Origin of the sequence: Roseimaritima sediminicola, assembly GCF_009618275.1 — a bacterium.
GTDB classification, from domain to species: Bacteria; Planctomycetota; Planctomycetia; order Pirellulales; family Pirellulaceae; genus Roseimaritima; species Roseimaritima sediminicola.
Window position 1 is genome coordinate 1 of record NZ_WIAD01000160.1, and the last position, 528, is coordinate 528.

Here is a 528-nt window from a genome sequence, read left to right on the forward strand (position 1 = left end):
CAACGAACTCCACCGCCAGTCTTCGGCTCGATCGACCAGTCCCGCTCGCAGGGCATTTCGCTCGACGCGAGCGACAGACCACTAAGAAATGGTCGTCGTCCTGGATGGGGAAGCTTTTGTAGCGTTGCTGATAAACATGTCCCATTCCGCTGGTGTGGTAGTGCGCATAACGATCGCATCGTGTGCGTGCCTCCCACCCAGCCCATGAAACGACTCATCTCACCATCGACGCGTGGGCGCAGCAGCAAATGATAGTGATTCGACATCAGTTGAAACGAGTACAACTCAATCTGAAGGATCTGCAAGGCTTCATGCAGGATTCGTGCAGGATTCGCTCAAAGGCCTCGTAATCAGCGTCTTTGTGAAAGATGGTCGCACGCAAGTTGCCGCGATTGAGGGCGTGGTACAGTCCGCCCGCCTCATCGGCTCCTGGTGGTCTCGGCATTGGCTCGGCCCTCCAAGAACAGAAAACGCCTTTCTACCCCGAACCTAAACAGTCATCAAAGAGGCCTGACCCCTTTGATTTAT

1 pseudogene is annotated in these 528 nt (G+C 54.9%); it reads right to left on the reverse strand.

Annotated features, from left to right (window positions below):
- Positions 1 to 266: pseudogene (locus GE027_RS23520) on the reverse strand (hypothetical protein); the annotation flags it as partial.
- Positions 267 to 528: the final 262 nt, after the last annotated feature.